The 26,810-nt window shown below is 55.8% G+C and carries 17 protein-coding genes; 1 reads left to right on the top strand and 16 read right to left on the bottom strand.

The window, feature by feature from the left end; all coding sequences use genetic code 11:
• Positions 1–40: 40 nt before the first annotated feature.
• Positions 41–1,456: a MocR-like pyridoxine biosynthesis transcription factor PdxR gene (gene pdxR, locus ABIE48_RS12710; RefSeq protein ID WP_192714377.1), complete on the top strand. Its 1,416-nt coding sequence runs from the start codon at positions 41–43 to the stop codon at positions 1,454–1,456.
• Here the strand turns inward: pdxR and ABIE48_RS12705 are convergent.
• From ABIE48_RS12705 to ABIE48_RS12630, 16 genes are all read right to left on the bottom strand, one after another.
• The gene (locus ABIE48_RS12705) at positions 1,453–2,274 is read right to left on the bottom strand and encodes an isocitrate lyase/PEP mutase family protein (protein ID WP_192714378.1); all 822 of its coding nucleotides are present in this window, start codon (positions 2,272–2,274) and stop codon (positions 1,453–1,455) included. The two genes, pdxR and ABIE48_RS12705, sit on opposite strands and share 4 nt — an antisense overlap.
• A 257-nt stretch (positions 2,275–2,531) precedes the next feature.
• Positions 2,532–4,901: a glycoside hydrolase family 2 TIM barrel-domain containing protein gene (locus ABIE48_RS12700; RefSeq protein ID WP_354518992.1), complete on the bottom strand. Its 2,370-nt coding sequence runs from the start codon at positions 4,899–4,901 to the stop codon at positions 2,532–2,534.
• A 46-nt stretch (positions 4,902–4,947) separates the two neighbouring features.
• Positions 4,948–7,023 carry an alpha-glucuronidase family glycosyl hydrolase gene (locus ABIE48_RS12695; protein WP_192714379.1) on the bottom strand — a complete coding sequence of 692 codons (2,076 nt, stop codon included), beginning with the start codon at positions 7,021–7,023 and terminating at the stop codon, positions 4,948–4,950.
• A 26-nt stretch (positions 7,024–7,049) separates the two neighbouring features.
• Entirely contained in the window at positions 7,050–7,724 is a 675-nt protein-coding gene (locus tag ABIE48_RS12690) for a GntR family transcriptional regulator (RefSeq protein ID WP_192714380.1), read from the bottom strand.
• Between the two features lie 106 nt (positions 7,725–7,830).
• Positions 7,831–8,637 carry a Nif3-like dinuclear metal center hexameric protein gene (locus ABIE48_RS12685; RefSeq protein WP_354518990.1) on the bottom strand — a complete coding sequence of 269 codons (807 nt, stop codon included), beginning with the start codon at positions 8,635–8,637 and terminating at the stop codon, positions 7,831–7,833.
• 152 nt (positions 8,638–8,789) lie between these two features.
• Positions 8,790–10,421: an ABC transporter substrate-binding protein gene (locus ABIE48_RS12680; protein ID WP_192714381.1), complete on the bottom strand. Its 1,632-nt coding sequence runs from the start codon at positions 10,419–10,421 to the stop codon at positions 8,790–8,792.
• Positions 10,422–10,503: 82 nt separating this feature from the next.
• Entirely contained in the window at positions 10,504–11,376 is an 873-nt protein-coding gene (locus tag ABIE48_RS12675) for a carbohydrate ABC transporter permease (RefSeq protein ID WP_192714382.1), read from the bottom strand.
• Between the two features lie 13 nt (positions 11,377–11,389).
• On the bottom strand, positions 11,390–12,352 hold the full coding sequence (locus ABIE48_RS12670; RefSeq protein WP_192714383.1) for an ABC transporter permease: 963 nt from the start codon (positions 12,350–12,352) through the stop codon (positions 11,390–11,392).
• Positions 12,353–12,817: 465 nt separating this feature from the next.
• Positions 12,818–15,082 carry an FkbM family methyltransferase gene (locus ABIE48_RS12665; RefSeq protein WP_192714384.1) on the bottom strand — a complete coding sequence of 755 codons (2,265 nt, stop codon included), beginning with the start codon at positions 15,080–15,082 and terminating at the stop codon, positions 12,818–12,820.
• The gene (locus ABIE48_RS12660; protein ID WP_192714385.1) at positions 15,066–16,148 is read right to left on the bottom strand and encodes a glycosyltransferase; all 1,083 of its coding nucleotides are present in this window, start codon (positions 16,146–16,148) and stop codon (positions 15,066–15,068) included. Before ABIE48_RS12660 ends, ABIE48_RS12665 begins: the two co-directional genes overlap by 17 nt.
• A 66-nt stretch (positions 16,149–16,214) precedes the next feature.
• Positions 16,215–20,540: a collagen-like protein gene (locus ABIE48_RS12655; protein WP_354518986.1), complete on the bottom strand. Its 4,326-nt coding sequence runs from the start codon at positions 20,538–20,540 to the stop codon at positions 16,215–16,217.
• Positions 20,541–20,914: 374 nt separating this feature from the next.
• Positions 20,915–22,039 carry a glycosyl transferase gene (locus ABIE48_RS12650; protein ID WP_354518984.1) on the bottom strand — a complete coding sequence of 375 codons (1,125 nt, stop codon included), beginning with the start codon at positions 22,037–22,039 and terminating at the stop codon, positions 20,915–20,917.
• 13 nt (positions 22,040–22,052) lie between these two features.
• Entirely contained in the window at positions 22,053–23,219 is a 1,167-nt protein-coding gene (locus ABIE48_RS12645) for a glycosyltransferase family 4 protein (RefSeq protein WP_192714386.1), read from the bottom strand.
• Positions 23,216–24,265 (bottom strand): sugar phosphate nucleotidyltransferase, encoded by a 1,050-nt coding sequence (locus tag ABIE48_RS12640; protein WP_192714387.1) that lies wholly within the window; start codon positions 24,263–24,265, stop codon positions 23,216–23,218. Before ABIE48_RS12640 ends, ABIE48_RS12645 begins: the two co-directional genes overlap by 4 nt.
• Before the next feature lie 394 nt (positions 24,266–24,659).
• A complete protein-coding gene (locus ABIE48_RS12635; RefSeq protein ID WP_192714388.1) occupies positions 24,660–25,601 on the bottom strand; it encodes a DUF1861 family protein in 942 nt (313 codons plus the stop codon).
• A 108-nt stretch (positions 25,602–25,709) separates the two neighbouring features.
• Entirely contained in the window at positions 25,710–26,711 is a 1,002-nt protein-coding gene (locus ABIE48_RS12630) for a BadF/BadG/BcrA/BcrD ATPase family protein (RefSeq protein WP_192714389.1), read from the bottom strand.
• Between the last annotated feature and the right edge of the window lie 99 nt (positions 26,712–26,810).

The raw sequence follows: 26,810 nt of genomic DNA, 5'->3' as shown, positions 1-26,810 counted from the left end.
CAGTTCATCCCGAAATGATACCAACCAGTTGGAGGATGCCATGTGGGGAATCGAGTTGGACCGGAGCTTGGACATTTCATTAAAACGTCAGATTTATCAGAGGTTGAGGGATCAAATGATAAACGGGATTCTGAAGGAAGGCTCGCCCCTCCCTTCGACCCGTGAATTGGCCCAGACGCTGGCCGTGTCACGGAATACCGTGAATGAAGCGTATGACATGCTGATCGCCGAAGGGTACGCGGAAAGCCGGCAGGGGGCGCCTACCCGGGTTGTTGGAGGGTTAATTCTGGATCAAGCGAAGCAGAGCGCAGTCCAGCAGCATCAAGAAACGATCCCTGTTCCTTCCTTTCGGGCGGACTTCAAAACAGGCCAGCCGGATCTGCGCCAGTTTCCGCGTTACGCTTGGCAGCGGGTATTTCAGAAGGCCTTGGGCGAAATGCCGGTGGAGCTTCTGGGATATGGCGGCCCTCAAGGCCTGGTACAGCTTCGCGAAGAGATTGCCGCCTGGCTATTGCGCAGCAAAGGACTGACCGTTGACGCCGGTGATATTTATATTACCGCAGGCGCCACGCAGGCGCTTCACTTGGTTGCCGACCTGCTCCATACGGACCATCCGGAAATGTTGGCCGAGGATCCCTGTAATACTGAGATGATCCAGACTTTTATTCAAAAAGGATATACGGTGACGCCGGTTCCCGTAGATGCCCATGGGATTCAGACCGATGCCTTATCCCTGGATCACCGCGGGCCGATATACGTTACACCGTCCCATCAATTTCCTCTTGGGGGTATTTTGCCTGCAGCCAGGCGAGCCGAGCTGATTCGCTTTGCGCGCCGCTACGGAAGCTACGTCATTGAGGACGACTATGACAGCGAATACAGATATTACGGGGAACCGGCTGCGCCTCTGTATGCGATGGCCCCGGACCGGGTCATTTATATCGGTACGTTCAGCAAAGTTCTGTTTCCTGCGCTCCGGATCGGGTATGTTCTTGTTCCCCGCGAGCTGCAAAGCCGCTGGAGAAGGCTGCGCACCTATACAGATGTGCAGAATCCGCCATTTGAGCAAGCGGCGCTGGCCGAGTTTTTGCGTACCCGCAAATTCGACAGGCATATCGCAAGGATGAAGAAGCTGTACAGAGAACGGCGCCAGGCTCTCCTCGATGCGCTGGGGGACTGTTTTGGAGAGCAATGGCGTCCATGGGGCGATGCGGCAGGGCTGCATTTGGCCGTTGAGTTTTCCGGCATGGCCTTCGATGATTCGTTTCGGGAGCATGCACGCCGGAGCGGGATACGCACGGTCCCCGTGGAGCATCACTGCATCCGGAAAGGAAGGCACACCGACAAGCTGCTGCTTGGCTACGGTCATCTAGAACCCGGTGAAATCCGCTATAGCGTTCAATATCTTCAGCAGTTTGCAGCGGAGTATTTTAAGGAACATGCCCGTCATCGTTAGATCTGCAATAAATCATCATACGTGAGGACATTCGATGTCATTCGCTCAAACGAGCGGTGCTCCAGCATTTCGCCGCCGATCCGGTGGAGCATCGATATCACGGCGCGGAAAGGGCCGGAGCCGGTGCTGATCCGTTCAATCCCCAGCGACTGCAGCTCTTGAAGGGACGGCATGCCGGCGCCGGCCAGCAGGTTGACCGGACCACCGATTTCTTTCCGAAGGATGCGGATCGCAGCAATATCTGTAACACCGGGCACAAAGACGCCGTCGGCCCCCGCTTCCCTATATGCCTTAGTTCGTTTAAGCGTTTCCTCCAGCATGTCCGCCGGCGTTCCCTTTCGAATCCAGTAAGGATCCGTCCGGGCGTTCATAAACACCGGGATGCCCAAGCGGTTTATGGACTGTCGGATGGCGGCTATTTTCTTCTGTTGCTCAGAGATATCATACAGCCCGTCTCGGGGATTCATCTTGCTGTCTTCCAGGTTGATCCCTACTGCGCCTGATTCGATCACTTGTCTAACCGAATTCGCGACTTCTTCCGGCGTCGATCCATACCCGTCTTCCATATCTACGGTAACCGGGATGCTCACGGCCTGAACGATCTCCCGGACCGCGGCTAACATCGTGTCAAACGGCATGCTCCGATCCGTGTAACCATGGGCGGCGGCAATGCCTGCGCTGGTCGTGCCTACGGCTTTGAATCCGCACTGCTCGAAGACCTTGGCGCTTGCCGCATCCCAAGCGTTGGGCAAAAGAAAGGTATGCGTATGAAGCTCTTTGAAATCTGCAGTTTTAATTTTTTGTTCCGTCCAGTCCATTTTTCGCTCCTCCTGTCGATGTTGTCTTGTAGTCTCGTTGTTTGCATTATAACTTCCTTTTTATTCGGTGTTCATCGAAGTATGGAATGCAGCACCTAATCTTTATCTAGAATGGTGGCGGCGATCGAATTGACCCTTCGAAGACACAGGGAACATTCCGTGAACAGAAAAAAAGCCTGCGGTGCAGGCTTTAACAACGAGTACATTGAAAGATTCGATATATTGCAAACAAGTTCATCATAAGACCTGCATTCATTTCATTCTTCCACCTTAATCCGCAGTTCACCCGCTGCCAAACCGTTCCCAGCTGCGCGGATCACCACTTCGCCGGCCTCCAGTCCCGACTGAACGACCAGGAGGCAACGGCCTCCGCGGGTTTTCCTGCGGCTGCTCTTATAAGGCTCGTGGTCGCGCAAATCGCCATTATCAGCGCCAATGATCTCGCCTTTACCTTGAATGTCGAAGCTTAACTCGAAGTCCGAATTCGGGACGACGATCCCCTGATCATCCACGACGCTGACTTCGATATGCGCGATATCACGGGCGTCCGCCCTCAGCAGGGAGCGGTCGGAGTCCAGTACGATCCGATGCGGCGCTCCTGCCGTTTTCATCTCATACTCGGATACTATCGCATCGCCGTTACGGCCGACCGCACGAATGGTGCCGGCATGGTATGGCACATGCCATTCCATGAGGCGGTTCGGGTAATCCGTCAGTTTCCGCACGCCATACGATTCGTTGTTGATGAACAGCTCCACGCTCTCGCAATTGGTGAACGTAACAAGCCTTATCAATCTGCCCGCCTGCTCGGGAAAGGTCCAGTGGCTCGCGAGCCCCGGCGATTTCCAATGCAGCGTCCATTGCGCGCCCGCATCCTCTTGTGCCGGATCGAACACGGTGGTATAAACCATCGGCTCTTCCGACCAGAAGCTTTGCTGCAAATAAGAAATCGGTTTGCGGAAGCCGCAGGTATCGATCAGTCCAGATGCCCAGCCTTTGTACGGGTATGAAGCCTCTCCCAGATAATCAATCCCTGCCCAGACGAATTGCCCGATAACATAGTCATACTTCTCGACATCAAACCAAGGATTGACCGGAAGGTAGCCCTTCACGCGGTTGCCTTCCCCGCGGTAGTAGGGGAACGTCTCGGTGCCGACGATCAGCGTATCCGGCATCGCTTCCCGGTAATGCTCATACCATTGCTCCTGATAATTAAGCCCTAGAATATCGACCAGATCCGCCATCTTTTTCGTATGCAGGACCTTGTCTTCAATCGGGCCTTCGCGCAGGCTGATCGGCACGTTATGCGGTTCGAGCGCGCAGGTGACAGGGCGTGTTGGATCCAGCTTGCGGCAGTAGTCGGTAAGCTGCTTCAGCATCACCAGCATGGATGGCTGTCCCTGGTTTTCGACCTCATTGCCGACGCTCCACAGGAAAATGCTCGGATGGTTCCGGTCCCGGATCAGCATCGCTTCCAGATCCTTCTCCCACCAATCATCATACAGGTGCTCATAATACAGCGATTTCCACTTGTCGAACGCTTCATCAATGACTAGAAAGCCCATGCGGTCGCATAGATCAAGCAGCTCCGGGGCCATCGGGTTATGGGCGAAGCGGATTGCGTTGCAGCCCATTTCCTTCAGCCTCTCCAGCCTGCGCTTCATGGCCTGGTCATGGTAGGCCGCGCCCAGGCAGCCCAGATCATGGTGGATACACACGCCTTTCAGCTTCAGCGGCACTCCGTTAAGAAGGAGTCCCCTGTTCGTGTCCAGCACGACTTCCCGGATGCCGAACGGCGTAATATATTCATCGGTTTCAGCTCCGTCCCGAACAATCGTCGTTCGGGCATAATACATGTCCGGCTGTTCCGGCGACCACAAATGCGGAGAGGGGATCACGGTTTCCTGATCGACCGTAACTTCTTCTGGAGCAGATACAGTCACAGGAGACTCACATTTCCCCAAGACCACACCCCGGCTGTCCACGAATTCGGTAATCACCGTACATTCCGCAGGCCCTTCGCCATGATGGTTTACCCGGATTTGCGCCTGGACTGTGGCTTGATCCGGGTGGATCTCGGGTGTTGTTATGAAAGTTCCCCACGCTGCAACATGCAGCTCATCCGTCCGAATCATCCATACGTTACGGTAAATACCCGAGCCCGAATACCACCGGTCGGAAGGCATCGGCGTATTGTCCACCTTGACCGCGATCACATTGTCTTGATCCCACTTGATGTAAGGCGTCAGATCGTACTGGAAGCTGACATACCCGTATGGCCGTTTTCCGGCGAAATGACCGTTGATCCATACTTCGCTGTTATGATGAACCCCATCAAACTGAATATAGACGCGCTCCTTGTTGGATGACGGCTTGATATGGAAGTGCTTTCTGTACCATCCCACGTTCCATCGCGGCAGGTAAGCCTGCATGCCGCCGAATGCCATGGCGGGATCCACCTGCTGTTCGATGCTCCAGTCATGCGGAACCTGCAGCTTCCGCCACTCCTGGTCTTTAAAATCCGGCTGTTGGGCGCCTGCGTAATTTCCCAGGGCGAACAACCAGCCCGTATTGAACGAGCTCATCTTCCTGCTGCGCGTTCCCGCTTCCATTGTCAGTTCTGCCATGAGCCTACCTCCTGCTCTCCTCGTAAGAGATATGATAGTTGAATGACTAATAGATGGTTCGGCCGGCTGCATCCGGGATACCGGATTTCCGGTAAAAGTACGTATTGATGACATCCCGCCATTCTTTGGCATGGTCCAATTGAATATGCAGCCGCTCCCAGACATTCCGGTAGCGCCGTTCATCGATATGACCTTCCAGCTTGCTCCAACGCCCAATCAGCTGCTCCACACCCTCCACACCGTCGAAATGGGAGTCATAAATATGCTGGATCACCGTCTTGCCGGAATGAAGCACATGGCTGTACGGAACATGATGGAAGAACAGCAGCAGCTCATCCGGGCACGATTCCAGCGATTCATACCTTTGTGCATTTTCGGGGAAATATTGGGAGACATAGCCGGTTCCGTCCTTGACCGTCCGGTTTACGCCAATGCCGTGACAATCGGCAAAATGATACGTTCCCCACACCGAATACTCGTACCCGTCGACATTGGGTCCATAGTGATGCCCCGGGTTGACCATCCAGCCGACGCCAAGCGGTGAAGTGTAGCTCTCGTAAACATGCCAGGAGTCTGCAAGCATGCGCTTCACTTCCTCGAACACCAAGGAATCATCGCCAAAAGTCAAAGATATCCATTCGCCCGTGATATCCTCTTCGTTCAGATCCGGATTCCAGGCGAGACGTCCGTAGCCGTAAAGATTAGCCTGTGCCAGTGTATGCCCAGTCCAATTGTGGTCGTCTCCCACGTTGATGACAGCGGTGATCCCGCAGTCTCGATAAGGATAGATCCCCCCGGAGACCACTTTCTTGACTTCGGTGCCCGGACCTTGGGCGAACGTATCAAAGTCCAAAATTTCTTTCCACTGGGGAACGAGATAGCACAGATGCTTCTGCTGTCCCGTATACTCCTGCGTGATTTGAAACTCCAACATCTGATTCGTGCCGGGCATGGCTCCAAGGAGCGGGGATACCGCTTCACGGACCTGAAAATCCATTGGACCGTTTTTGATTTGGAGAGTGACGTTAGGTTTGAACTGCCCATCGAGCGGCTTAAAATGGTCGTAGGCCGCGCGGGCCCGGTCCGTTGACCGGTCTCTCCAATCCTGAAGGCAGTTGTACACAAAGCATCTCCAAATGACGAGCCCGCCGAACGGCTCCAGCGCTTCCGCCAGCATGTTCGAACCGTCCGCATGCGTACGGTCATATGTAAACGGGCCCGGACGATGCTCCGAGTCCGCCTTTACGACAAATCCGCCGAAATCAGGAATATATTCGTATATTTCCTTTGCTTTTTCCTTCCACCAATCGCCCACCCGGGAATCCAGCGGATCGGCCGTGTCCAGTCCGCCAAGTTCCATTGGGCTTGCATAATTGACGCTGAGAAACAATCGGATGCCGTAACGGCGGAAGATCCCTGCCACATGCGCCACGTCCGGCAGAAAATGCCGTGTAATCAGCTGCGTTTCCGTCCGATGGACATTGACGTTGTTTATCGCGATGCCGTTGATGCCGATGGATGCCATCAGCCTGGCATGGTCCCGAATACGGGCGTCATCCTCTACAAACCGGTTATCTTGAAAATAGATCGACCGGCCGGCATACCCCCGCTCAATGGAACCGTCCATATTGTCCCAATGGTTCATCATGCGCAGCGGATTCCGCGGTCTGTCCGTCACATCCAGTCCGTCCAATTCCTGTCCGGTCCGCAGAATCCGCAGCAGATGAAATGTGCCGTACAAGAGGCCCCTGTCCGTATTCGCCATCACATACAGCGAGCCGCCGCCGTTCTCGGGATGACGCCGGATGGCATACCCTTCTTCCCCCAGATCCTTGATCCGTGCTGCATTCATCCATTCTTCCTGTACGCCGATCTCCTCGAGCAAAGCAAGCCGGATTAAGTTCGACGCCTGCCGATCCGGGTCTGACACGATGGCAGGTAGGGTGCCTGTCATTTCATGAATGCCGTGCGTGAGTTCGGCGAGCGCGGAATCGATCACATCCGAATTGCCATGTACCGCGATTTGGGTCAATTCCCTCATCCCGCCGAGTGATTCATTTTTCGTATAGCTGAGCCAGCCCTGATCCGCTGACGAGTATGGAAGCCTTGCCTCTAGCGCCATGAGCTTCTCGTCCCTCCCGATGTTTTTTATATAAAATAATGCGGATATTTCTCTTTTAAAAAATCCTGCTCCACGACGACTAGGCGCAGATGCTGCTCCATCACCTTCATCGCATGTTCTTTATCCTGCTGTATGATCAGCTGGTAAATTTCTTTATGCTGACGAATGATATTTTCCCAGTTGGAGTCTTTGGAGAGCCGGAGCAGCCGCAGCCTGTTAAAATGAATGTTCAGCTGCTGCAGCATTTTCCACGTCCGCTGTTTGCCGGTGGCGTCGAACAGGATCTGATGGTACTCCTCATCCAGCTCAAACAGCCTGTAGAAATTGTTCTGCCCGGCACAAACATCCTGCATAGCAATGTTCGCTTCAATCCTGAACCGGGCGTCTTTATCCAGTTGGTCGCAGGCCAGCGCCACGATTTCTTTTTCCAACTTCTCGCGGATAAACCGGCCTTCCTCTACATGCTTCAGGTTAATGCGGGACACAATGGTGCCGCTCTGCGGGATGATGTCCAGCAGTTCTTCTTCCGCCAGCTTCATGAACGCTTCCCTGACGGGCGTTCTGCTGACATTCAGCTCGTCCGCGATTTCCTTCTCCGAAATTTTGGTGCCGGGTTCGAGCTCCAAATGAAGAATTCTTTCCCTCAGCAGGTTATAGGAATAAGCCCTGGTGGAACCCTTGATTTTCTGCTCTGTCGACATTACGGTTACCTCTTTCTCCTTGCTTTCATTTCACAACACGCGAAGGTTGAAATGACTGCCAAACATTCTTTTTTTAAATAATTTAGTCGGACAATACTGCGGATACTTACAGGATTTTAATCATCGAACCGGTTGGAATAAAGTGAACCGGAAGTCCGGGAAATCTGCCAGCAAGCCGTTCGCTGATCAGCTTCATCCCCGGTTCCTCACTGGCTGCATGACCCAGCATCAGCAGCGCTTTGGCTCTTCCCTGCGCGGCTGCATCCCGGACATATTCGGGCGTTTCCCATTCCGGCCCTTCGCCGATGATCATCAAATCCAGATGGTCTTGCTCGAATAACGGGATCGCGTGCTGTCCTCCTCCCCGGTATCCGACAGCAATACCGATGTGCCCGCAGACCGCCTCGGGATCGCCGACGGCACGCAGGTAGGGCAGATTCAGCTTCTGTTTTACATGCTCGGCGATGTCGGATAACCTACGGCTCTGCGGCAGCCGCACAACGGAAGCCGTTCCGAGATCCCGGTGCTCGTAATCGCCCCATCCCAAAGCTCCGATCAGTCCCGCCGTGATGATATCCGGCCGATAGCTGTGCGGATGATCGTGAAACCGGTAAATGATCAGATCATCCGATTCGATCAGCTTCCGTTTGGCCGCATGAACAGGATCCTCCGGAGCGAAGCCCTGCTCTTCCTGATGACTGTAAAAAGCCCCTTCGTGCGTAACCAGCAGGTTCACCCCAAGCCGGGCGGCCTCAAGGACAGCATCATGGGAAGCGATGAAGGCGACCCCGATTCCGTGGACCTTCGCTTCGGGAGATCCGGCGATGATCCGGTCGATCCGGGATTCCAAAGCCCCGGCGGGTTCCGTTAAATACGTTACAACCTCCTGAGCGGTAACACGCAAACCATTCACTCCTTCGGACCTTGGCAGGCATTGGATGTTAGCCGTGGATGTCATGCAAAAAAGGCATAACGTCCGGCGAGCTGAAAACAGGCTGCCATTTCGCTGGCGAAACGGCAACCCGATTCGTGTAAAACTTCAGATAAGTTCGCGTTTGTGATGACTTACTTCTTTTCTTTATATGCTTTATACGTCTTGTTGGCAAGCTTAACATAATTATCCAGACCCTGTCCCTTGAGCTCGGTCACGAATGCGTCGAACTGGGACAACGGTCGCTCGCCGAGGATAAATTTGAGCGTGTTTTGATCCGAGTAGTCTTTCAGCGGTGTGCTCAGCAGCGTCGCCTGCTCGCGGTCTTCTACGGAATACGGGATCGGCGGCTCGGCCGGTACGACGGTTTTCGTCTTTTTCATATCTTCCTGGAACTTTTTCTCTTCGTCGCTGAACATCGATTGCAGCAGCTCCGTTGTACCGCCGTAGGCGAACACCCCTCCGGAGAAGCCGTAATCGATACGCAGGTCCTTCGTTCCTTTCGGGTTCAGGCCGTTATAGTTGATATCGTCGACCAGGTTCCGGACGCCGTTCTCTTTGGTATACGTTACCCCTTCAACACCCCACTTGGCAAACTCTTCGCCTTCGTCACTGTAGTAGAGCCAGTCAATGAACTGAAGGATCGCCTTAAAGTTCGGGTTTTCCTTGGCTTTGGCCAGAATCATCACGCCGTTCTCCAGACGGGAGCCGGACATCAGCTGACCTGCAGGTCCTCCTGGCACCGTAATTTTGGCGATGGAGAATTTGCCCTCTCCGAGCGATTTGTTCATGTCCGTGCGATGCAGCACGACGGTCTGGGAGTTGCCGTTGATCACAAACGATTTACCGGATACGAACTTCTGAGTCGCCTGATCGTCCGTTTGCGTAAAGCTTTCTTTGTCCAGCAGGCCTTCGGATACAAGCTTGTTAAAATACGTCAGCATATTTTTGTATTCCGGCGTCGTGGACGTGTACACGAACTCGTCCTTGTCCGCTTTGTAAGTGAGTCCGTTGCCAAAGCCCCAGCCTGCCTTCGTTCCGAATCCGGTCGCCGCAATGTTCAGCGTACTGTTGAACTGGAACCGGTCGGAGAACGGAATCGAGTCCGGATAAATTTCCTTCAGCTTCTTGAGAGCGGTATACAGCTCATCCCAGGTCGCAGGAATCGGAATGTTGTTCTTCTCAAAAATGTCGGTCCGCACGAGCAGCGTATAATCCGGCCATACCTCTTCATGCAGGCCAGGGAGCACATAGTATTTACCGTCCTCCTGCCGGAGTCCGTCCAGCTCCTTTTCCATGCCCCATTTTTCAACTTTATCCTTAAAATTCGGCATCATATCAATGTAATCGCTTACCGGCAAAATCGCACCGGATGACACAAAGGAAGCTTCTTCCCCGGGATACGTTTTCGGAATGACCAGCGGAGCATCTCCCGAGCTGATCAGCAGCGAGCGCTTCTGGCTGTAATCGCTCATCGGAACGATCGTTGGCTGAAGCGTGACGCCCGTTCTTTTCGTGATTTCCTGGAACAGCATCCAATCCTTTTTGTAAGGGTAGGCCGGCTGGTCGCTGAAAAGAATCGGCAGGTTAAACGGCTCGGTTGCCTTGAAAGAAACGTTAACACCGTAATTTTCCATCGCGCCTTTGGACTGGTCCTTGGCTTCTCCGCCGCTGCCGCCAAGATTGTTGCTGCAGGCAGCCACGGACAGGCTCATCACTGCGGCCATCAGCGTCATTCCCCATTTTTTACGAGAACGCTTGAACATTGGTTTACTCCCCCCATGAATGAATATCGGAACTGCAAAGAACTGTAAAGCTATGAAATGAATGCGGCGATCCGGACCGGATTTATCCTTTCACGGAACCCAGCATAACACCCGATACAAAGTACTTCTGGACAAAAGGGTAAATCAGCAGAATCGGCAGAATGGTCAACACCATCGTAACCGATTTAATGTTCGCGGAGATTTGGGTCAGGTTATCCGCAGACGTCGCGCCCGCGGAGGCGCCGCCCGTTGCCCCGGCAATGAGGTTTCGCAAGTAAACGGTGACCGGGAACAGTTCCTTCTGGTCCATGTACAGGAAAGCGGAAAACCAGGAGTTCCAATGTCCCACCGCATAGAACAGCATCATGGTGGCCATGATCGCCTTACTGAGCGGAAGAATAATGCGGAACAGAATCCCGTACGTATTCAAACCGTCGATCGAAGCCGCTTCTTCCAGCTCCTCCGGCATATTCTCGAAGAAAGATTTCATGATCAGCATGTTGTAGATGCTGATGGCTCCCGGAACGACGATCGCCCAGATCGAATTGGCAAAGCCAAGGCTGTTAATGAGCACATAGTTCGGGATCAGCCCGCCGTTAAAGAACATGGTGAACACCGCGAACATCGTCAAAAATTTGCGCCCCATCAGCCTTTTCTTGGACAAGGCGTAGGCAAAGATCGTTGTCATGAACATCGATATGGCCGTCCCGACCACCGTATACACGACGGTGTTTTTGTAGTTCGTCCAGAACATCGCGTCCTTGGCCACCGTCCGGTACGTGTCGATATTGAAGCCTCTCGGAATCAGGTTGACCTTCCCCGCATTGATATAAGCCTCGCTGCTGAAGGACTGGGCAAGCACGTTAATGAAAGGAAATACCGTAATGAAGACGATCAGCAGCAAAATGATCGTGTTGATAATTTTGAATACTTTATAAGAAACGGAATCTTTCACTTGAGGCACCTCCCTACCATAGGCTTCTTTCCGTTACTTTTCTGGAAATCGCATTGACTGAAAACACCAGAATGAGTCCGATGATGGATTCGAACAATCCGATGGCTGTAGCGTAGCTGAAGCTGCTGGATTGCAGACCGACCCGGAACAAATATGTAGAAATGACGTCGGATGTTTCATAGATGACGGGATTGTAGAGCAGCAGTATCTTTTCAAAACCGATTGCCAGGAAGCTGCCCATGTTCAGGATCAGCAGGGTGACGATGGTCGGCAGGATGCCGGGGATCGTCACGTGCAACGTCTGTTTCCAGCGGTTGGCGCCGTCGATTCTCGCTGCTTCGTACAGGGAATCGTCAATCGTCGTCAGTGCGGCCAGATACAGAATCGCTCCCCAGCCCATGCCCTGCCACACCTCGGAGGTCACGTAGATCGCCCGGAACCACTCGGCCCGCTGCATGAAATTAATACCGTCACCGCCGAAGAAACGGATGAGCGCGTTGATGGAGCCGCTCGCCGAAGTCATCTGCAGGATCATGCCGGCCACGATGACGATCGACAGAAAGTGCGGCATGTAAGAGGCGGTTTGAACGAATTTCTTGAATTTCTTGTTCTTTACTTCGTTAAGCAGTAACGCAAAGATGATCGGAATCGGGAACGTGAACAGCAGGGTCAACGCGCCGAGAATCAGCGTGTTTGTAAATACTTTCCAGAATGTTGGATCCTGGATAAACATCCGGAAGTAGTGAAGCCCCACCCATTTCTCACCATAAATGCTCCCCCCGGGAACAAAACGGCGAAAGGCGATGACGTTGCCGATCATCGGCCCGTATTTGAAAACGAGCAGATAAATGATCGGTAATACCAAGAGCGAATACAACTGCCAGTCTTTGCGTAAAAGCCTCCCCACAGAACGCTGCTTCTGCTTCTTGACGGCTCTTTCCTGGGGCAAGGCGGGGCTAACGGCCTTCGTTTCCATTCTTCAGATCACTCCAATCCGCGCAGAACGTGTCGCTGTTATTTTTACATTTCTCGTACCAATCCATCTGATGTCTCGAGCAACCATTTCACATATGAACTTTCATCCCGGTCCGGGCAAGCTGATAAACCGCTTACAATTTGCCTGCTGTGTGCGGCCGTCGAACGCTGACAAGACCTCCCCTTTCCTAAAGCGCTTACAAATAACCTTCAAAAAACTCAATGCATCAGTGCCGCATCGCTTTTTTTGGACCTGAAAACAAAAGACCGGAATATAAATGGTGAGGCAGGTCAGAAGAAAATTGGAATACTAGTATAACTAGTATGGTAGTTGAGCTGTTTTTATTGTAATGGACCTTTTCCTGGATTTCAATATTTTTCTTTCGAGAACTTTAAAAAAGGTTATACGGACAAGGACGCAAAAAAACAAAGCCTGTTGGTGCAGGCTTTGTTTGACCAAATGAATTTACAGCTCCATGCCATCAGGGATACAGATGTAATCCCCCTCAAATCCCGGCGGATCGGATTCAGTTGCAGGTCGCCATTCCCCCGTCCACGCCTGCAGCTTATAGAACCTGTACCCGGGCAACAACGGGAAAATATCTTCTAACCGGTGCGTTCCGTAAGTATGAAATTCAAAGGCGATGACCGGCTTGGACCGGGTAATGATGTTCTGAGCACCTCTCAAAACCTCGTATTCATAGCCCTGGGTGTCGATTTTCAACACTCCGACTTCCATCGGATTGAGATACAGCGCTTCATCCAACGGTATAACCGGAATGCGGCAGGCAACAAATTCCTCAGGATCCACACCGGGTCCCAGGCTGGCTCCGGAAAGACCACGGTTATACGCGGTTTCCCTTTGCATATAAAATTCCGTTTCCCCTTCTGAATCGCCAATAGCTTGGCATATAGCCTTAATATTCATGAAGCCGCTCAACTTCACGTTTTCGTCTAAAGAACTGAATATTTCCGGGTTCGGTTCATAAGCAATACATTGTATTTGCTCACTGCTGCTCGCTATGAACAGGGTGTGATAACCGATATTGGCACCAACGTCAACAAACAGCCTCCCTGGTTGCAAAAACCGGATAAGCAGTTTGGCGAGGCCGGGTTCCCACGCACCCTGGTCACGAATCGTCTCCTCAATAAATCCCGGCAGACGCAATGACATACGAAACAAGCTGCCATTAGGCCCTGTAAGTTCCTTCTCGAATCGGTCCACCGACGACGTAATACCGGAAGAGATATGAAGCAGGGATTCCAGAAAAGTTTTGTTATGCTCGACCAATTGGTCTTCCGGCACATACTTGCGTGCCTGCTCATTATAGCGATAGGCCCCTTCGGGATCGCCTAAACGGTAACTGCATACACACAACTGAATATATGGAAGCCACGTCCAACACGATTCTATGTAAAAGCTCCTGTCTTCAGGCCGCTCGATTTGGGTAGCCAACCGATACCAATAGGAAGCTACGGCATATTCTTCCAGCAGCATATACAGGTAGCCAAGCCTGCAGCAGAACTCGGCTCGCGGCGGGGCCAATTCGAACGATCGGAAAACATAACGTTTTTCCTGCTCTTCGTTTCGTCGCAGCCGCCAGATCTCGGCGGCTTCATTGCAGGCATGGAGACGGTCCCCGAGTGACACCTTTTCACTGTCGATAACTGCGTCGCATGCTTGAACCGCCAAATCCTCGCGTTTCAGCTCTTTCCAGCGGGAGATCCCCGCATACTGGATTACATGGGAATCGGAGAGGCGGAAGTACAGGCCCAAATACTGTCTTGCCATTTTCTCATGGGAAAACCGGTCCAATACATAGTTCCGAAGCGCTTCTGCCCCAGGAAATTGACCCGCGAGCAATTTATCTTTCATTTCATCCACGGTACGGCAAACCAGTTCAGGAAACCCGCTTAACACTTCCGGAACGGCTCCGTTGTCCAATGCCAGAACCGGGGTTCCACTGATTAGGGCTTCAATCATCACGAGCCCAAACGCCTCCTCGCAGCAAGTCGGAAACAGCATACAGCTGGCGTCCCTCAGCAGCTCCTTCTTTCTGTCTCCTCCTACTTCGCCGACGTACTCGATATGCGGGTTTCGTTTAAGGACCGGCTCAATGTCAGTCCGAAAATATTCGCTGCTGAATATCGGTCCGGCAAGAATCAGGCGCTGTCCGGTCTCTTCCGCGATTCGAAGGGCGTGCTGAACGCCTTTATGGGGACTGATTACCCCCATAAACAATAAAAATTGCTGTTTGGCTGCAGCATACTCATATTCATTCGGGTCAATGCCATGAAATACGAATTCCCCTTCATTCACACCTGCATGATTGCGTGAGCTGTGGCTGCCGTACACCGGATGCTCGACGCCGTTATCCACGGTGGCGTGCAGCGTGCACAGCGTCGGGACGGGCAGTTTTTCCCGGCCGATCACCGATGTATGCGTATGATCATGAATCACGTCGACGCCTTCGGGCAGCAACCGGATGACGGTATCACGAATCGACTCCGGATGTCCGGGTATATGATGGTATGGAATCAGCTCTGCTCGAGTCACGCTGCCTTCCCGGGCAAACAGGATGACGCGGTGTCCTAGCCGGACCAGCTGTTCTGTCAGCGTATGCACCATGCGTTCGATGCCTCCGTATGCCGGTGGGGGCACGGAATAATAATCCGGTGCCACCTGAACGATGGTCAGTTTGCGATGTTCTTCGTCAAAGGGCTTCATCATGCAGCACACCTTCCAACAATTTACGGTTATGAAGGATATGAGGGTCCTGCGGACGGTACTTGGCGGCCAACTCGTTATGATAGAAAGCTCTGGAATAATCCCCGATTCTGTAATAACAAACGCAGAGCTGAAGGTTCGGAACCCAAGTCCAGTAAGCGTCGTGTATAAAACCCCAACACTCTTCAGGTTTTTCCAGCTTTGCGACGAGCCTGTACCAGAAGATCGCCTGCTGCCACTGCCCCCTTTCCATAAAATAAGCCCCCAGCCTGCAGCAGCATTCGGCGCGCGGTTCCCCATGATCAAAGGTTTGCCATAGGAAGGACAACTGCTTTTCCGGCCGGTTCAGCTGTCCATAAATATCTGCAAGTTTTAGCAGGGATGAAATGATATCCTCTACCCACCCTTGTCCGGTCTGAATAAATCTTTGAAACATTCCGGCCGCCTGCTCCCATCGTCCATGATCCATCAGCTCATTGCCGTAATAATACAGGTCGCGCGGGGAGAAGGATTCTCCCCGTCGCATCCTGGCTTCAAAAATCATCAGATTCCGATCGGACTGGCGATGCACTCTGCGGTGCGTCACAATAATGTCGCTCATGACAATCGATCCGTCCACCGCAAGGTATTCATGGACCGGTCCATGCCAGCAGAAATGCTTTTCCCGTTTGACCAGGCGGTTTCGGCGCAGACTGAGCGTGACGTTACCGTACTCATCGAACGCGTAGTGGTAAATCATCGAGACGGCATCAACGGTTTCGGGAAGCCCTTCCTTCAAACCAATCAGCATAAGCCGGTCCTTCTCCAACAGCACATCGTCCGCATCCAGCCACAGAATATAGTCCCCCGTCGCCTGACGGAAGGAAAAATTCCGGGCTGCGGAAAAATCGTCAACCCATGCAAAATCCAAGATACGGTCGGTATACCGTCGCGCAACAGCCTGGGTGTCATCCGTAGAACCGGTGTCGACGATGACGATTTCATCCACGGCACCTTGGACGGAGTCCAGGCAATTTGCAAGTACAGACGCTTCATTCCTGACGATCAGGCACAAACTGATAGTTGGCATGGCAGATCCACTCCTCCTCCGGCTCCGCTTCAAAACGGACGGCATCGAATGTAGCTTAGTTTTCCTTTATATGGTTGTGCTCAAAAAAACGGAGTAAACCGCGCTTTGACTCGCGTTTGGAACCGAATATAAAGATATGGCGTCGTTACGGGCAACTGGATTTCCAGGAATGTTGCTGTTCCAGCTAATGGTTGCCGGGGCGAGCACATAGGGACTGTTGTTCGAGATGAACACGTTATTCGTAGGGACACCCTCTCCGTCCGTAGGACGGGTTGTGAATTTGACGGTTCCGGTTAAGGTTGCGCTCGTAGTCAGTACGATCGTCGTAACTACATTACCGGCAGCGGGAATGGCCAGGTTGTTCGGTACATTGCTGCAGACCTGGAACGAGTAATTTCCAGCCGCCAAATTGTTTACATTGATGGAGCCGGAAAATCCGACGACGCTTCCGCTCCCCGTAGCTACATAAGGGATGACATTGGATGCAGCTCCGGGAGACCCGGATATGCGCTGAAATCCGGTGTTCGCCCCGCCGAATAGAATCGCTTTGGTGGCCGTCGTAGCCACGGGCCCGGTTGGCCCTGTGACTCCCGTTGCTCCCGTCGCACCCGTCGGGCCGATCGCACCCGTTGGACCCGTCGGACCTGCAGGACCGGTCGGACCTTGCACGCCGGTCGCTCCGGCTGCTCCTGCCGGACCGGTCGGACCCTGAATGCCGGCAGGACCCGTGGCGCCGGTAACGCCGGCAGGGCCTGTGGCTCCCGTAGGGCCAAGCGGTCCTGTCGGACCCGCGGGACCGGTGGCACCGACCCCGGTCGGCCCCGTAGCTCCCTGCGGGCCTGTGGGGCCAAGCGGCCCTTGCGGTCCCGCCGGGCCGGTAACGCCGGCTGGACCCTGCGGGCCGGTCGGTCCGATTGCCCCGGCTTCGCCAGTCGGACCTGTGGGGCCGGTCGGGCCCGGAGCACCTGCCGGACCGGTGGCTCCCGGTCCTCCGGTCGGGCCGGTGGCACCTTGGGCTCCTGCGGGTCCGGCAGGTCCCTGAATCCCCTGCGGGCCAGTCGGGCCTGTCGGACCCGGCGGACCGGCGGCGCCCGGAATGCCCGTGGCTCCGGGCTCTCCTGTCGGTCCGGTCGGCCCTTGAATCCCCTGCGGTCCGAAGGCTCCCGTCGGGCCGATCGGGCCGATTGGACCGGTAGGGCCCTGTTCTCCCGTCGGGCCCTGAACGCCCTGGAACCCGGTCGGTCCCGTCGGGCCGACGGGGCCTTGCGGGCCGGTGGGGCCTACGCCGCCAACGGGGCCAGTGGCACCTGTCGGACCTGCGGGTCCCTCCGGACCGGCCGGACCGGGTTCACCCGTGGGCCCGGTCGGGCCAATGGGGCCTTGCAGGCCCGCTGGACCGGTAGGGCCGGCGGGCCCGATCGCTCCCGCGTCTCCCGGAGGCCCTGTCGGTCCGGTCGGTCCCGTCGGACCATCCGAGCCGTCGGGACCGATAGGACCGGCAATGCCTTGGGGTCCGGCCGGGCCGGTGGGGCCCGTATCGCCGGCTGGGCCGGTCGCACCCTGCACGCCTGTGGGTCCGGCCGGACCCTGCGGCCCTGTCGGGCCCGTGACGCCGGCGGGGCCTTGGGGCCCCATTGCCCCTGTCACGCCCGTAGCTCCCGTTGGACCAGCCGGTCCCGTCGGACCCGTTGCCCCAGCCGGTCCCGTCTCTCCTGCCGGACCCGTCGGGCCGACCTCTCCTGCAGGGCCCGTTGGCCCGGTTGGACCCGTTGGGCCACCGGCCGGACCTGGCGGTCCCGTCGGACCGGTCACGCCCGTAGCTCCGGTTGGTCCCGGGGGACCGCCGGCAGGGCCCGTCGGCCCCGTCGGGCCGGTTGGGCCGGTGTCGCCTTGGCTCCCGGCTGGTCCGGTCGGGCCGGTAACCCCAAACCCCGTGGGGCCGGTCGGGCCGGTCGGACCCGTATCGCCTGGGACGCCCGTAGCGCCGATCGGGCCGGTCGGACCCGTTACGCCAGCCGGCCCCAATGGTCCGGTCGGGCCTGGCACGCCGGTGGGGCCGGTTGGACCCGGGTCTCCTTCCGGTCCAACCGGACCGGTCACGCCAATGGGTCCGGTCGGACCCGTGGGACCCTGCTCCCCGGTCGGGCCTTGCGGACCGTCTGCACCCGCAGGGCCCGTTACGCCGGCTGGACCGGCAGCCCCCGTCGGGCCTTGCGGGCCGGTCACACCGATGGGGCCCGTGGGGCCGGTCGGGCCGATGTCTCCTTCCGGCCCGGCCGGACCGGCAGCCCCCGTCGCTCCCGCGGGACCGGCAGGACCTACAGGGCCAACTGGACCCGCAGGTCCAATTGGCCCTGTAGGGCCGGTGATCCCCTGCGATCCTGCTGGCCCTGTTGGCCCCTGCGGGCCGGCGGTTCCCGTCGGACCTGCTGCCCCTTGAGGGCCAGCGGGACCCGTTGGGCCTGCATCTCCTTGTGGACCGGTCGGGCCCGGGTCGCCTTCAAGCCCTTGAGGGCCGGTTGGCCCCTGCAAACCCGCCGGCCCTGTCGGGCCAGGGACCCCGGCGGGACCTTGCGGTCCGGTTGCCCCTGCATCGCCCGCAGGGCCCGTTGATCCGGCAGGGCCAGGCAAGCCGTTTTCACCGGTCGGGCCTGTCGGCCCCACAGGACCTTGCAGGCCGGTTTCACCGGTTGGACCGGCGATGCCCTGCGGCCCCGTTGGTCCGGTTGGGCCGGCAGTTCCTGCGGGACCGGTTGGGCCCTGCAATCCCATCGGCCCCGTTGGCCCTGCGGCGCCTTGAGCGCCGGCCGGACCGGTTACACCGGCCGGTCCTGTCGGACCGAGGCTGCCTTGTGGACCTGTTACGCCCTGGGGACCTGCAGGGCCGATCTCACCCTGAGTCCCGGTCGGGCCGGCAATACCCGTAGGTCCTTGAGCTCCCGTCGCTCCGGCGCTACCCTGCGGACCTGTCGCGCCTGCTTCGCCCATCGGACCAACCGGACCTGCGGAGCCTGTCGGGCCAGCCGGCCCAACTGGCCCAGCTGCACCCGTGGGTCCTTGGGGGCCGGGGAGCCCTTGCGCTCCAGGTGCTCCCGTTGGGCCGGTGGCTCCGGTGGCTCCGGCTGAGCCTGTTGGTCCTGTAGGGCCAACAGGACCTGCCGACCCTACCGTTCCCGTTGGACCGGGCTCGCCCTGGGGTCCGGTTGGTCCTTGAATCCCCGTCGGTCCTTGAATACCAGGCGGTCCCGCCGGGCCAGTTGCTCCAGCCATTCCCTGGGGACCGACCAGTCCGGTCGCTCCCGCAGGTCCGGCGGGACCCGTTGCACCTATGGGACCCTGTTCACCCGCCGGACCTTGAGGTCCGGTCGCTCCTGCGGCGCCTGTAGGGCCCGTTGGACCCGTTGGACCGCCAGCAGGTCCTGGTGGGCCTGTTGGTCCCGTTGGTCCTGGTGGGCCAGGCGGGCCTCCCTCAGGCCCCGTTGGCCCTGTCGCGCCCATCGGACCTTGAAGCCCTTGTGGACCGGTGGGTCCCGTCGCTCCGATGCCGGTCGGACCGGTCGGTCCGGCCGGTCCCACAGGGCCTTGAACACCCGTGGCTCCGACAATTCCAGCCGGTCCAGTCGCTCCTGCGGGGCCAGGCGGGCCGGTCGGACCCTGAACACCGATCGGCCCCGGCGGCCCAACTGGTCCTTGGGCTCCCGCAGGTCCGATTGGGCCCTGTACTCCCTGCGGTCCTGTCGCTCCAGCGGGACCGGCTGCCCCCTGTGGCCCGACATCCCCTGGAGGGCCTGATGGACCAATCGGCCCCACTTCCCCGGTCGGCCCCTGAGATCCGGTCGGCCCCGGTGGGCCCGTCGGACCCGTCGATCCTGCAGGTCCCGTCGGCCCAAGCCCACCTTGAGGTCCCAGGCTCCCTTGGGGCCCCGTTACGCCTTGAACCCCTGTGGGGCCGGCAACACCTGTAGGACCAGGATCTCCTTGAATGCCGGCCGGACCCGTTGGACCTTGCAGCCCAGCTGCTCCCGTCGGACCTGATTGCCCCGTCGCTCCGGTCGGTCCCGTTGGTCCAGGCGGACCGATGGGGCCGGTTACGCCGGGTAGCCCAGCCGGCCCGGTCACACCCGTCGGCCCGGAGGGGCCGGTCGGGCCAATGCCGCCTCCCGAAGGACCTGTTGGACCTGTTGGACCGGAAGTTCCAGCTGGTCCCGGTGGGCCTTGAATGCCCTGTGGACCCTGGACGCCCGAAGCTCCGGTCATTCCCGCAGCTCCGGCCGGGCCTGGTTCACCGTGAGGGCCGCCTGCACCCGGTACTCCTGCCTGTCCGGTCAATCCGGAAGGGCCAGGCGGTCCTGGTGGTCCGGTTGGACCTGGCAATCCGATTTTTGTGATCACTCGATGCACGGTCCGGATTTTTCGTTTGCCGCTCTTTTTACCCCCTCTAACTGCTGACCGAAGTGACTTTACGGATCTTCTTAAAGTCGAAAACCGTCTCCTTCTTTTTGATCGGGCTAGCTTTTTTCTTCTCCACTTATCGCTTGAAGTCGGCATCCCCGTCACCTCCGCTCAGTCTGCTCCTTTATTAGATATGTCATCGGGAAATGCTAAATTCCTAATACCAACCGTAAAAAAGCGTCAGCCGTGACATATCACAGCTGACGCTTCATATGAAACATTCGCATATTCCTGCTTCTCTTCGGCATGATTACCTTGTTCGTTAACCTGGGATTTCCATTCCAGATGGAGACTATGGATTTGCAATCAAATGTCTATAGATTTAAATTTTCCAGCACCTCGACACGCTTTTCAAAATCGATTTGACCAGAATTCAACTCGGCATACATATACTCTGTCATCAAAAAAGAAATCGTGGATTCCGCCCCCTTGTTCCGGTTCGGCCCGTTCGGCGTCAGTCCGTCGCAGCAGCTGCCGTCTGAAGGATCGGCGAGCGGACGGCGGCAGTCATTTTCTCCGTGGAACCACTCCCGGCAGCGCCGGATAAGCTCCTTATATTCCTGACTGCCTTCCACACGATATGCCTCCATGGCGGCCAAAGCCAGTTTCATCACTTCGAGCGGCTGTTGATCCCACTGGCTGCGGTGGCCGCGGTCGGCCCAGCCCCGGTTGCCGATCGGCCGGATCCATCCTTCCTTTGCCGTCATTTGTTCGGCCAGAAAATCCAGGGATTCCTTAGCCACCCGCCGGACGGTTTCGCGTCCCGTTGCTTGATAGGAGGAATAGAGTGCCCATGGAAGTACGCCGTTTCCGTAGGTCATCTGCGGCTCGAACCAGTGCCAGCCCGGTTCAGCCGACGTGGAGTAGAGGTCCATCAAATTTCCCTCTAGACGCTCGATCACCGTCCACGCCTGAAGCTTCTCGAGCAGCTCCGGCCTTGTCATTCGGAGCGGATAGCATTCCTCCACTGTCCACAGCCGGGAGTAGGCCGCAAGCGTATACGCCCATCCCCGGGGGAACTGCAGCTGCTGCGCGGCAGCGGCCGACCGGAGCAGGATCGTTTCGGCAGCCCACCTGCTTCCCTCATCCGGCAGCTCTGCCCATGCATTCACCGCAGCCCATACGGCGCGGCCGTGGCAGTCATCCGATGCCGTTTCCGGTTCTGGAGAACGGTCATAAGCAACATTGTTATGGAACGTTCCGTCCTCTTTTTGAAGCCACAGCAGAAAAGCCAGGTAGATGTCTGCCAGCTTCAGCCAGCGCTCGCTGGCATCCGGTTCCATGCGCTGAATAACTGAACAAGCCCAAAGGGCACGGGCATTGTCGTCTGTTGTATATCCTTCCTGTCTCCGGGGAACCGAACCCAAGGCATGCTCGAGCAAACCTGTATCATCAGTCATCCTTTCCAAATGTCTAGGACAGATGCGGTAACTATTCAAGGGTCCCCCTCCCTCAGTTCGCTTTCATGATTTCCGGAACGGAAGCGGCCAATCCGTTGAACAGCTCCAGATGGAGCTGACCGACCTTGGACCAATGCATGTCCGCTCCAATCCGCCCCATTTCCCGCTCCCATCTTTTCGCCGTTTCCTCTTCGGAAAGAATAGCTCCCATTTGCTCCGACCATCCCTGTGTATCATCAAAAGGAATCAGCAGCTCCGGATAATCCCCCAGCAAGTCCTTGGCATAGGCATACGGCGTCGTCAGAACCGGCCGGCCCAAACCGACCGCATAAGCGAGCGTTCCGCTTGTAATTTGCTGCATGCCCGGATAAGGCGTAACGTACAAGTCGGCGGCCGATAACAACCCGGCCAGTTCGTTCTCTTCCACAAACCTGTCGATCATGACGACATGGCCATCCACTCTCAGCTCACGGGCAAGTAATTCGAGCTCCTGCCGATATGCCTCGCCTTCCCATTTGCGCACTTCAGGATGCGTCTGCCCCACGATGGCATACAAAGCGTTCGGAACTTTTCGAACGACATCCGGAAGAGCACGAAGGATCAGCTCAAAACCTTTCCCCCGGCTGAGAAGGCCAAACGACATCATGACCTTGCGTCCGTCCCAGCCCATGGATTGCCGCGTCCGTTCGCGCACACCGGCCGCAGGCTCCGGTGTTCCATGAGGCACGCAGCGGATTTTATCCATCGGCACACCCATCGATCGGTGGAGGTAGCCGGCAGCCAGCCGGTTCATAACCAGTATCAGATCGCTCCGCTGGGCAATCCGCTTTTGAATGCTTAAATACGGCTCTTCCGGATGTTCAAATACGGTATGGAAGGTAACAGCAAGCGGCTTATCGAGATGATCGACCAAATCAAGCACATATTCTCCGGCTTCCCCGCCGAAAATTCCGAATTCGTGCTGAAGCGAAACGACGGAGACGTCGCTCCGGTTCAACCGCTCGGCAAGCTTTCGGTATGCTTTGCGGTCCTCCTTCTCGACTTCATGGATCATCGGATCCGTATCACCCAACAAACTGAACGCCGGCTTGACGGCGTAAACCTCATCTTGGCCCTTCCAGCCTCTGGCCCCGTTCACGCTTTGCCGCAAGTGATGCGTATAGGTGGCAATCCCGCATTTTTGAGGCACATAAGTGCCTATATAAGCGATCCGATTCATACCGTAATCTCCTCCTCCTCTTTGATGCGGTGCGCAAAAGCTTCGTAAAGGATATGCCGGGATCCGATTATCGAGCCGAACCCGAATACGCATTGGTACAGCTGTGCTCCTTCCCTTACGTGACAGCCGTCCCACAGAATCGTCTCCGATAACCGGGTGTTATTGGCAATCCGGCAGTCGTCCCCGATGACCGTATACGGTCCGATGATGGCTTTATCGCCGATTTGCACGCGGTTTCCGATCACGACCGGCGGGATCAAAAGGGCACCGTCGCCGATCCGGCAGCTGTTCCCGGTCCAGATTCCCGAAGTCTTCTCTTTACCCGGCAAAGGCAGCTTCAATTTGCGATCCAGAAGGTCCCAATGAACCTGCCGATAACGTTCCCGGGTGCCCATATCGAGCCAATATCCGGTCATCGTGAAGCCATACACGCCTTCCCCTGCTTCGATGAGAAGAGGGAAGGTTTCCCTTTCAATCGATACCTCTCGGCCTGCCGGTATGTAGCTCAAGGCTTCTTTGTTCATGATATAGATTCCGGCATTGATCAGTTTCGAAGGTGCTTCCCCCGATTTCGGTTTTTCCACAAACCGGGCTATGCGGCCTGTTTCCGAGATGTCTACAACGCCAAAAGAACTGGGATCCTCTACCTCGGTCAGCCCGATGGTAACGGTCGCCTGCCGTTCCTGATGATATTGAATAAGCGGTTTAATATCCATATGCTGCACGATATCGGCGTTAAACACCAGGAAGCAGTCGCCAAGCAGCGATTCCGCGTTTTTAATGGCGCCGGCAGTACCCAGCGTCTCGTCCTCTATAACATACTCGATGGAGACCCCCCATTTTTTGCCGTCTCCCAAATGGTTTCGAATCAGATTCGGGTAATGCTTGAGCGCCAGGACAAATTCCCTCACCCCTTGATCTCTAAGCTGCCTTACCAAGTGTTCGATCCAGGGACGATTTCCTACTGGCGCCATCGGTTTCGGCATTTGTTCGGTTAACGGCCGCAGACGTGTGCCCAGTCCCCCGGCCAACAGCAACGCTTTCATCGGTTGATCACCCTCCAGTTCGGTTTTCGGTCATAAAAAAAGAAGCCGGCGCATGGCGAACCTTTTCTCGATCATGGCACCATGAGCGTAAAAAATTCATTCATCAACGACTTCTGTTTTGGAGTTGTCTGGTCTTCAGCCGCTATACGCTAAAGCCCGTCCACTATGACCTTTTGCCCCTTGGCGGGATCAAGTGCCGCATCATCGAAAAGAATGGTCATATAAATATAACCCCCTCCCGCTTCTGATTATTAGCACTCACCTAAATAGGCTGCTATTAATACTAATAACGAATTTTTCCCTGGCTTTCAATAGCGAATACTCGCGGAAGTGAATGAGTATCCGCCATGAAAGCCAATACATGGGATACTTTCGCCAGTTTTTTCAAATTTCCTCATTCATACGCCAGATATGGATCGGGGATGACAATATAATGCGCCTCCGCATCACTGATCCCTGCATAAAGAGCTGCCGTACCATCGGCTAAGCGAAGGATTCCCCCGCTGAACACGACGTCCTCAAGGTCAGTCCGTTTCGCGGGACCCGGGGCGAAGCTGGCTCGAACTGCGATTACTTTCATGTCGGTGTACTGTCCTGAATTCGGATCCCGCGCAAATACCATAGGATAATAATGACGCATGCCCTTCCCGTCGAAACGGGCGATGTGGCCCAGTACGCCCACCCATCCGTTCGACAGTATTCGAGCCTCATTGACCCCACCCCATTCGTCATCCGCGAACTGCTCCTTAAGCAAAGGAGCGTTGGCTATAGCCTCCACCGTAAGCCTGTCCAGGGACGGAATCCGAAAGAAGCCGATTTTACCCAGCCCGCCGATTTCGCCCTGCGGTCTGGTAAAAATACCGATGTCCCCTTCCGGGAGGCCGACCATTCGGACATCCTTCATGCCGTCCGGTCCGGTAAAAAAAGCTTCCAGCTGGTCAAGACGATCCCCTTTATAGAACACCGTTCTCCACGAGAGCCTGTCCTTGCGCAGCGGATCCGGAAAGGTCTCTACGCCTCCTATAATGAGCCGGTTCCCTATTCTTGTCACGAACGGATCCTGAAGCTTTAGAATCGGAGCCCGGTCCAAAGGATGCCATACGCCGTCCCGCTCGGCAAAAAACATCACCTGCGATTGTTCGCTGTCACGTGATTCTACCCTGCCAGCCAGTACCTTCACGCCTTCATCTTCAAAAGGAGCCGTTATGTTGTATACATCTTTACCGTTAACTCCTGTAAAAATCAGCTTTTTCCTCTCTAGGACAGGCACTTCCTTCACATGAAATTCCCTGAGGAGCACGTCACATGTTCGTATGGTACGCTTCTCCACATTCATGCTGATAAGTCTCCTTTCCTATGCTGCCTTGATGATTTCCGAATCCTATTATTATCAAAACGCTCAAAAAATCAATAGAGTATTGTAAACTCGATAGGGAACGAGTATTTATGGTTCTACGATGACCCTATTATTTACGCTTAAAGTGCGCTCAAGCTTGCTGAGGACGCTGTCTGTAACCGGAATTCCCAGCTGCTCCATTGCATACAAGAACGAGCCTACAGCGGGAGGAAAATGCGGATCCACCAAACGGAATGGTCTTCCCGGATCATCTGTAGAGATACGCTTAAGCTTTCCCTGAAAATAAGTGCTGTTCGCCACGCTCCCGATGCACGCGACCCGCAGCGTTTCGGCCTGAAAATGCCGTCCGAGCAAGCGGATGCCAACCACGATCTGGTGAATGGACCGGTCGCAAACCGCTTGGGCTAATGAACTGCCTGCCGCTGCCGCCTCCGTAACATAAGGAGCAAAGGCTCCAAATACCCGGTCCCTTTCGCGGCGGTCATCATGGAAACCGTTCCTGCCCAGGAGTGCAAGTTCCCCAAGATCGGCTGCATTCCAATGCGAGAGCATATCATGAACCAGACGCCCGTCAGTTTCGTCCGTATGTCCGGCAATTGCTTCATAAACGGCGTCATAGGCCAGAAACCTGGCTGCGCTTGCAGCATACTGATGATAGTCGTAATTACGTATGTATTGCCCTTCTTCATTGATACCGAAAATAATTGAGCCTGTACCGGAAATCACCACGACGCCTGGCTTTGCCATCAATGCACCGTAATGGGCGGCGACCGCATCGTTTACGTGCCATTTGGGGCATGCTATTTCCGGTAAATGGGTCAGTTCCTTCACCCACTCTAAATCCTGATCCCGGTCGTAACCGGCGATGCCTGCGGCCATGCCGCAAATTTCCCCAGGAGAACACCCCGCGACGGAAAGGGCTTTGCGGATCGCCGTCTTGACATTATCCGTAGCCTGGTTATCCCGATGCTGCGATGCCGCTTTCTGATCCTCGATGTACGCAGCGATGTTTCCTTCCGGACTTGCGATGATCACTCTGGTATTGGAGCCCCCTCCGTCGATACCCATAATCAGTTTCCTTCCAGCCATATAATCCCCTGCCCCCTTATCTCTACCATCCAATCGCTAACCCGAGAAGAACTCCTGCATTCATGGAAGTTATTTACTAGTTAGGTTTAATTCGACAAA

This window comes from Paenibacillus sp. OAE614, from assembly GCF_040546645.1.
Taxonomy (GTDB): Bacteria; Bacillota; Bacilli; order Paenibacillales; family Paenibacillaceae; genus Paenibacillus_AQ; species Paenibacillus_AQ favisporus.
The sequence above is the reverse complement of the archived record's forward strand: the minus strand, read 5'-3'. Positions and strand labels throughout refer to the sequence as shown.